General features: G+C 56.2%; 6 protein-coding genes and 1 rRNA gene. 1 reads left to right on the top strand and 6 read right to left on the bottom strand.

The genetic code is table 11. The features are described 5' to 3' along the window. From GE107_RS22655 to gyrA, 3 genes are all read right to left on the bottom strand, one after another. Nucleotides 1-221, bottom strand: a 16S ribosomal RNA gene (locus tag GE107_RS22655); the annotation flags it as partial. Between the two features lie 290 nt (nucleotides 222-511). Further along, nucleotides 512-1,591 (bottom strand): HD-GYP domain-containing protein, encoded by a 1,080-nt coding sequence (locus GE107_RS22650; RefSeq protein WP_219643452.1) that lies wholly within the window; start codon nucleotides 1,589-1,591, stop codon nucleotides 512-514. A gap of 44 nt (nucleotides 1,592-1,635) precedes the next feature. Further along, a complete protein-coding gene (gene gyrA, locus GE107_RS22645) occupies nucleotides 1,636-4,116 on the bottom strand; it encodes a DNA gyrase subunit A (protein WP_219643449.1) in 2,481 nt (826 codons plus the stop codon). Between the two features lie 164 nt (nucleotides 4,117-4,280). Between gyrA and GE107_RS22640 the strand changes: the two genes are divergently transcribed. After that, nucleotides 4,281-5,057, top strand: a complete 777-nt coding sequence (locus GE107_RS22640; RefSeq protein ID WP_219643446.1) for a YheC/YheD family protein — start codon at nucleotides 4,281-4,283, stop codon at nucleotides 5,055-5,057. A 114-nt stretch (nucleotides 5,058-5,171) separates the two neighbouring features. Here the strand turns inward: GE107_RS22640 and gyrB are convergent, their stop codons facing one another. The 3 genes from gyrB to recF all read right to left on the bottom strand — a co-directional run bounded on the left by gyrB (nucleotide 5,172) and on the right by recF (nucleotide 8,589). Further along, the gene (gene gyrB / locus GE107_RS22635; protein WP_255570768.1) at nucleotides 5,172-7,088 is read right to left on the bottom strand and encodes a DNA topoisomerase (ATP-hydrolyzing) subunit B; all 1,917 of its coding nucleotides are present in this window, start codon (nucleotides 7,086-7,088) and stop codon (nucleotides 5,172-5,174) included. Nucleotides 7,089-7,182: 94 nt separating this feature from the next. After that, nucleotides 7,183-7,431, bottom strand: coding sequence for an extracellular matrix regulator RemB (gene remB, locus GE107_RS22630; RefSeq protein WP_219643441.1), 249 nt, complete (start codon nucleotides 7,429-7,431; stop codon nucleotides 7,183-7,185). Nucleotides 7,432-7,470: 39 nt separating this feature from the next. Further along, nucleotides 7,471-8,589, bottom strand: coding sequence for a DNA replication/repair protein RecF (gene recF, locus GE107_RS22625; protein WP_219643438.1), 1,119 nt, complete (start codon nucleotides 8,587-8,589; stop codon nucleotides 7,471-7,473). Nucleotides 8,590-8,605 lie beyond the last annotated feature (16 nt).

Raw genomic sequence — 8,605 nt, 5'->3', positions numbered from 1 at the left:
GCTCCGCGTTTCCCAGCTCCCTCATGCGAGGGGGCTGCGTATCCGGTCTTAGCATCCGTTTCCGCATGTTATCCCGGTCTTACGGGCAGGTTGCCTACGTGTTACTCACCCGTCCGCCGCTAAGCTGATCGAGAGCAAGCTCTCTCACAACTCCGCTCGACTTGCATGTATTAGGCACGCCGCCAGCGTTCGTCCTGAGCCAGGATCAAACTCTCCATAAAGGTAAACCTTATTGAAGAGCCATGATGGCTCAAAAGTTAAAGCTGGTTTTTCGAACCGAAGTTCGAATCCGTATTACGCTCGATGTTCAGTTTTCAAGGAGCAATTCGCTCGGCTTCGTCAGCCTCGCTAGCGCCACCGCGTCAGCGGCGACTTAAATAATATATCACGCTGACGCGAGCGATGCAACTGTTATTTTTAAACAAATGCTCGGGAAATATAACGGGTTAAAAACATACAGGATAAGTAAAAGCCGGCACACCGGCCGGCATCTGTCTTCCCCTCGAGAATCTTAATTCGTCGCGAATACTTCTCGTATGAACAGCTGTCGTTCTTGCATCAAATTCACGATGTTTCCGTGTACGGAAACCATCGGACGGGTCGGGTGATTGCGGTCCGAAAACACGATCTCGCCGATCCTGCCATCGTTCAGCCGTACGAACACCCCGTGGTGGAACTGAGTCGTGCGCTCGATAAACGTCTGCACGTACACAGGGTCAAGCTTCCCGAACGCTTCGGCCTGCAACTCCTCCAGCACCAGGTACGGCGATTCCGCTTTCTTGTAATTGCGGTGGGAGGTCATGGCATGGTACATGTCCGCGATGGCCACGATCTTGGCATAAGGGTGGATCTTCTCTCCCTTGACCTTCATCGGGTAGCCGCTGCCGTCGATTCTCTCGTGATGCTGCAGCGCGGCCAGCCATACGCCTTGGTTCAAGGCGGTGCCGCCCTCCAGCAAACGGAATCCGTAAACGGTATGCTGCCGGATTTCCTGCAATTCGTCGTTCGTCAGACGGCCGGACTTTTTCAGAATCGCCGCGTCGACTTTCACGTTGCCGATGTCGTGAAGCAATCCCGCCATCGCGATTTGGAGCCAATCCTTCTCGGGAAACTTGTTCCACTTGGCGAGCAGATAGGATGTCATCGCGCACAACACGCTGTTGCGCAGCAGAACGTCTTCCTTGGTGCTTCCTCCCGGAACGAGGAATGAAATGACATTGTAATCGTCGATGTGGCTCAGGAGAGCGCTCAGTCCGTTCCGCAGCTCGAGCACCGGCAGCTTCATGCCCGAGGAAACCATGGAGAAGGTGCGTTTCAGCAACCTCTCCAACTGCACGAACTCCTGCTGCAGCGAGGACAGCTTCACGTCCGCCGCCGCGCCCGCGCTTTCGTCCGTTGACGTTTCGGCAGCCGCTTCTTCCAAACCCGCACGCCGGATATCGACGGTGGGAATCAAGAACGCCTGCAAGATTTCCAGGTCCCGTTCCGTCAGGGAACGTCCCTCTTCCAAGAGTACGCTGCCCAGCGCCGTTTGGACATCGCATCCCAACCGGTCTCCGACCTGAGCTTGCATCACGGGTACTACCGGCATGCGGGTTACCTCCTTCTAACGTCAGCCGCCGTTACGGGCGGGTATTACTCGGCCGGCGTCTCTTGATCGCCTGCGGCGTCGTCTCCGTCCCCTTGTTCATCTTCGCTGCGCGGAGCGCGCGTAACCGTGGACACGGCATCGTCTTCGCGGATATTGATCAGCTTTACGCCTTGCGTGATGCGCCCCATCGTATTGATGCCGGACATGCTGGTCCGGATCAAGGTGCCCGATGTCGTCATGATCATTAAATCTTCGTCGTCCGAGACGACCTTCAGGCTGACGACCGCGCCGTTCTTCTCGGTCACGTTCAGCGTCTTGATTCCTTTGCCCCCGCGCGTCTGGATACGGTATTCCGACATCGGCGTCCGTTTGCCGTAGCCTTTGGCGGTAACGATCAGCACGTCCTTCTCCGAATCCACGACATCCATATCGATAACGGTATCGCCATCGTCCAGCTGAATGCCCTTAACGCCGGTCGCCGAACGGCCCATGGCGCGGACGTCTTTCTCCGGGAACCGGATGGACATGCCTTCGCTTGTCGCCATGATGATTTCCCGATCTCCGTCCGTCAGCTTCACGCCGATCAAGTCGTCGTCTTCGCGCAGCGAAATCGCAATCAGACCGACTTTGCGGATGTTGGAATAATCGTCAAGCGGCGTTTTCTTCACGACTCCACCCCGGGTTGCGAAGAAGAGATACTGGTCCGTCTCGAAATTCTCGACCGGAATGACCGCGTTGATCGTCTCGCCCTGCTCGATCTGGATCAGGTTGATGATCGGCGTGCCCCGCGCCGTCCGGCTTAAATCCGGAATCTCGTACGCCTTGAGGCGGAATACCCGGCCCTTGTTCGTGAAGAACAGCAGGTAATGATGGGTATTCGAGATGAACAGGTTTTCGACGTAATCGTCTTCCTTGGTCCCCATCCCGGTGACGCCCCGTCCGCCGCGGCGTTGGCTTCTGTAGGTGGAAACCGGCAGGCGTTTGATGTAGCCGGAGTGGGTCATCGTGATGACGACGTCGTCCCGGGGAATGAGATCCTCGTCGAGGATTTCGTCGTCGCTGTGCGTGATTTCCGTCCGGCGTTCGTCCCCGAATTTGATCTTGATCTCCTCGAGCTCTTCGTCGATGATATTCAGCTTGAGCTGCTCATCGGCCAAAATCGCCTTGTATTCCGCGATTTTCACCATGATCTCTTGGTACTCCTGCTCGATTTTCTCCCGTTCCAAACCGGTCAACCGCTGCAGGCGCATATCGAGAATGGCTTGCGCTTGGTCGTGGGACAGCCCGAAACGCGTCATCAATCCTTCGCGCGCTTCGTCGGTCGTCTGGGACGAACGGATCAGGCTGATGACTTCGTCCAGGTGATCCAGCGCGATTCGGAGCCCTTCCAGGATATGGGCGCGCGCTTCGGCCTTCTTCAAGTCGAACTCCGTGCGGCGGGTAATGACTTCGACTTGATGCAGGATATAGTAATGCAGCATATCTCGCAGATTCAGGATTTTCGGCTCTTTGTTGACGATCGCGAGCATATTGATCCCGAAAGTGGACTGCATCGGCGTTTGCTTGTACAGATTGTTCAGAACGACGGTAGGCGTCACGTCCCGGCGGAGCTCGATGACGATCCGCATTCCGTTGCGGTCCGATTCGTCCCGCAGGTCGGTAATGCCATCGATCTTCTTCTCGCGCACGAGCTCGGCGATTTTCTCGACCAATCGTGCCTTGATCACTTGATAAGGCAATTCGTGAACGATAATGCGGGCTTTCCCGCCTACTTCCTCGATATCCGCGCGGGCCCGCATCGTCACCGAACCGCGTCCCGTTCGGTACGCCTGCCGGATTCCTTCCCGGCCGAGAATGAAGCCGGCGGTCGGGAAATCCGGACCGTGGATATATTCCATCAAATCGACGGCCGTCAATTCCGGATTCCGGATCAGAGCTTGCGTGCCGTTGATGACTTCCCGCAAATTGTGCGGCGGAATGTTGGTGGCCATGCCGACGGCAATCCCCGTGTTACCGTTCACCAGCAAATTCGGGAATCTGGAGGGCAGAACGGAAGGCTCCTGTTCCTCTCCGTCGTAATTGGGCACGAAATCGACGGTTTCCTTGTTCAAATCCCGAAGCATTTCGAGGGCAATCTTCGACATCTTCGCTTCGGTGTAACGCATCGCCGCGGCCGAGTCGCCGTCGATGGAACCGAAGTTGCCGTGTCCGTCGACGAGCATGTACCGCATGGAGAAATCCTGCGCCATCCGGACCATCGCTTCGTAGATCGAGGAATCCCCGTGCGGATGGTATTTACCGATCACTTCCCCGACGATGCGAGCCGATTTCTTGTAGGGCTTGTCCGGGGTCATGCCAAGCTCCGACATACCGAACAGGATGCGGCGATGAACCGGCTTCAGTCCGTCCCGAACGTCCGGCAGCGCACGGCTGACGATAATGCTCATTGCGTAATCCATGAACGATTCCCGCATCTCGGTGCCGATATCCCGGTCGTGAACGTGGGAGCGTTGCTCTTCCGCCATGAAGATCCTCCTTACCTGTCTATACCCGTTTCCGCGGGAGCCGCGGACAGGAACGTAAAGTGGGTGATAAGACTCCACACCCGATAACGAATCCCGACATAAATTAAAAAAAACGCATAAATCCATTATACCATATCGTAAACGGGAAAGGTTGGATAAACCCTATGCGAATCCAACGCGTCCGCAGCAAGTGGGCCAAGACCGAAGCCTTGCTCGCGGATCCCGACGTGAAACGTTTCGTGCCCGAAACCCGTCCGTACTCGAGAGAGAAGCTCAAGGAAATGCTCCACAGGATGGGTATGGTTTACGTAAAACCCGTAAACGGCACGTTCGGAAAAGGCGTGATCCGGGTGGAAAAGAATAACGGAGACGATCGCCCGTATGGATTTCAATCCGGCGTGCGAAAATACCGTTACGAAACGTTTGGGCAAATGTTCGGCAAGCTGGAGGAAGTCAAATTATCGAAGCCGTATCTGGTACAGCAAGGAATCGAGCTGCTCCAGCATGCGGACCGCCGGTTCGATCTGCGCCTCATGGTGCAGCATAATTCCCGTTCCGAATGGGTCTCGACCGGGCTGATCGGACGCGTTGCCCACCCCCGCAAAATCGTGACGAATTACCACAGCGGCGGCACCCCAATGGGCCCGGAGAAGCTGTTCGAACCCTATATGTCGCCGGAGCAGTTCGCCCAATTCCGGGATGGACTTTGCAAATTGGGAACGATGGTCGCCTCCGCGATGAGCCGCAAATATCCGCGCCTGAAGGAGATTGGCATCGATTTCGCGATCGATCGGACGCTAAAGCCGTGGATTCTGGAGGTCAACACGAAACCCGATCCGTATATTTTCCGAAAGCTGCCGGATCCATCGGTATTCCGGCGAATTTGCCGTTATGCCGTCCAATACGGAAGGCCCATCCGCCAGTCGTTTCCCGGAGCTTGACGAAAGGGGTATCTCCTCCCTGGAAGAGATACCCCCTGTTTCGACCTTGATCGGGGTCCCCGAGAAGTAATCGGAATAAGCGTCGAAGCTTCTCGTCACTTTTTGGGGATTCGTTTAGATATCGAGATTCTTGACGAACTTCGCGTACTGCTGGATGAAATCGCGCCTCGGCTCGACGTTGTCGCCCATGAGCGTATCGAATATGAGATCCGCCTGGATCGCGTCCTCGATCCGCACCTGAAGCATCGTCCGGCTGTCCGGATCCATCGTCGTTTCCCACAGCTGCTCCGCGTTCATTTCACCCAAGCCTTTGTAACGCTGGATGTTCACCTTCGCGCCTTCGCCGTACTCGGCGATGATCTGGTCGCGTTCCTTCTCCGACTGCGCGTATCGGACGACTTTGTTCCGCTCGATCTTGAACAGAGGGGGTTGCGCGATATAAACGTAACCGGCCTCGATCAGCTTGCGCATGTAGCGATAGAAGAAGGTCAGCAAAAGCGTTCGGATATGCGCGCCATCCACGTCGGCGTCGGTCATGATGCAAATTTTGTGGTAACGCGCCTTGCCCAGGTCGAAATCGTCGCCGATCCCCGTGCCGAGTGCGGTAATGATCGCGCGGATTTCAAGGTTGCTCAAGATTTTGTCCAAGCGCGCTTTCTCGACGTTGAGGATTTTGCCCCGAAGCGGCAGAATCGCCTGGAAGTGCCGGTCCCGGCCTTGTTTCGCCGAGCCGCCGGCGGAGTCGCCTTCGACGATGAACAGCTCGCTGATCGAAGCGTCTTTGGACGAGCAGTCCGCCAGCTTGCCGGGAAGGGCGCTGACTTCCAACGCGCTCTTGCGGCGGGTGAGTTCCCGCGCTTTGCGCGCCGCTTCCCGTGCGCGGGACGCTTGCAGCGACTTGTCGATGATTTTGCGGGCCACCGAGGGATTCTCGTCCATGAATTCCATCAGCTTCTCGGCAAGCAGCGATTCCACGATGCCGCGGACTTCGCTGTTGCCCAGCTTCGTCTTCGTCTGGCCTTCGAATTGAGGCTCGGGGATTTTGACGGAAATGATGGCGGCAAGGCCTTCCCGACAATCGTCCCCGGTCAAATTCGATTCGCTTTCCTTCACGAAGCCCATTTTGCGGGCGTAATCGTTAATGATCCGCGTCAGCGCGGCTTTGAAGCCGGATTCGTGCGTCCCGCCTTCATGGGTATTGATGTTGTTCGCGAACGAATAGATGTTTTCGGTGTATCCGTCGTTATATTGGAGCGCGATTTCGCACGCGATATGTTCCTTCGTACCTTCCACGTAAATCGGCTGCTCATGGAGCGCTTCCCGCGTCCGGTTCAGATACTGGACGAATTCCATGATGCCGCCGTCGTATTTGAACGTTTCGCTGATGCCGGTTCTTTCGTCCGTGATCGAAATTTCGATTCCTTTGTTCAAGAAAGCAAGCTCCCGGATCCGGCCGACCAGCGTGTCGTAGTCATAAACGGTCGTCTCGGTAAATACCTCAGGATCCGGCTTGAAATGCGTCGTCGTGCCTGTTTCCTCCGTATCTCCGACGATCTTGACGTCATACTGGGGATTACCGCGGCGGTACTCCTGTTGATGGATATGTCCATCGCGCTTGACGCTGACGATGACCCACTCGGACAAGGCGTTCACGACGGAAACGCCGACGCCGTGAAGACCGCCGGATACCTTATATCCTTCACCGCCGAATTTGCCGCCGGCATGGAGCACGGTCATGACGACTTCGAGCGTCGATTTCTTCATTTTCGGATGCTCGCCGACCGGGATGCCCCGTCCGTTATCGATGACGGTTATGCTGTTATCTTCGTGAATGATGACTTGGATTTTATCGCAGTAACCCTGCAGGGCTTCGTCGATACTGTTGTCCACGACTTCCCAGACGAGATGGTGCAACCCGCGGGCGCTCGTGGAACCGATATACATGCCGGGGCGTTTGCGGACCGCTTCCAACCCTTCGAGTACCTGGATCTGACTTTCATCATACGTATGCTGTTGCGAATTCACGGACAAACCCTCCACCGCCTTCTTTGCGTTGCCGAAATGTTGCCTGTTCCGAAGCCCCTCGGGATAAACGAATCCCGCCGCGAGGAACGGCGGCCGCCTCCTATCCCTGGTCCAAAACGTGAGCCCTTTTCTTCAAAGTGGACGTGGAAATCGGCGAGTAGTACACCCGGTCTTCCGTCACGACGATGGATTTCGGTTCTTCTTCCCCGATCGTCTCCACCCCGCGGTTCTTCTGCGCCTGCGCTACGAACTGGCGCGAGAGCTTGGAAGACTGCTCGATCGAAATGTCGAAGATGGCCACAACCTGCGACGTCCGGATGATCTTCTCGCCGCCGAGATGAATGTACATGAGCCTCCCCCTTCCGAACCTGCGGATGCCGGCCGCCGATTACTGCATGAGAGCGCCGCCTCGAACATGAAAAACGGCGGCATCCCGTAGCCGGCTCATGTTCACGCTTTCCAATCCGGTCGTGGTGATGAAGGTCTGCACCCGGCTTTGGAACGTCTCGATGAGCTGCGTCTGCCGCGTCTGGTCCAATTCCGATAATACGTCGTCCAGCAGGAGAATGGGGTATTCCCCGATTTCCTCGCGCATGAGCTCCAGTTCGGCGAGCTTGAGCGACAACGCCGCCGTCCGTTGCTGCCCCTGGGAGCCGAAGGACTGGACGTCCTTGCCGTTAATGGCGAACGCCAGATCGTCCCGATGGGGGCCGGTCAGCGTCATGCCGCGGCGGAATTCCTGCTCTCTGCTCTGTGTTAACTTTATCATAAATTGCTGGAATAAAGAAGATTCATCTTGGGGCTCGCTCTTGTCCTCCATGCCGAAGGACGGCTTATAGGCGACCTCGAGCTTCTCCGTTCCCGCCGTTATGCCCGCGTGGATTTTCTCGGCCCATTGCTGGAGATGATAAATAAAGTTTTTCCTTTTTTGCATCATTTTAACACCATAAGCGGCAAGCTGTTCGTTCCATACCTCCATCAGCTCCGGAGAAGCTTTGGAGGCGTCCGTCGCCTTCAGGTAGTTGTTGCGCTGTTGGAGCACCTTCTGGTATTGCGACAAATCGTACAAATAACCGGGATGCACCTGGCCGATTTCCATGTCCATGAACCGGCGGCGCACGCCCGGCGCACCCTTCACGATATCCAGATCTTCAGGCGCGAACAGCACCACGTTCAGCGAACCGACGAAGCCGCTGAGCTTGCGCTGCTCCAGTCCGTTCAGCTTCGCTTTCTTCCCTTGGGACGAAATTTGCAGCTCCAGCGTCATATTGCCGTATTTGCGTTCCAGTTCCGCGCGGATGCGGGTCGTCTGCGCATTCCATCCGATGAGCTCCCGGTCCTTGGAAGTCCGGTGAGACTTCGTGAGCGCCAGCACGTGGATGGCTTCAAGCAGGTTCGTTTTCCCTTGCGCGTTGGGCCCGATAAAAATATTGACTCCCGAGCCGATTGCCAGCTGCAAAGAGTCATAATTGCGGAATCCGTGAAGCTCGATCGATTTCAGTTGCATAGAAGGAATCTCTCCT

The sequence above is a fragment of the Cohnella sp. CFH 77786 genome (assembly GCF_019400745.1).
Taxonomy (GTDB): Bacteria; Bacillota; Bacilli; order Paenibacillales; family Paenibacillaceae; genus Cohnella.
The sequence above is the reverse complement of the archived record's forward strand: the minus strand, read 5'-3'. Positions and strand labels throughout refer to the sequence as shown.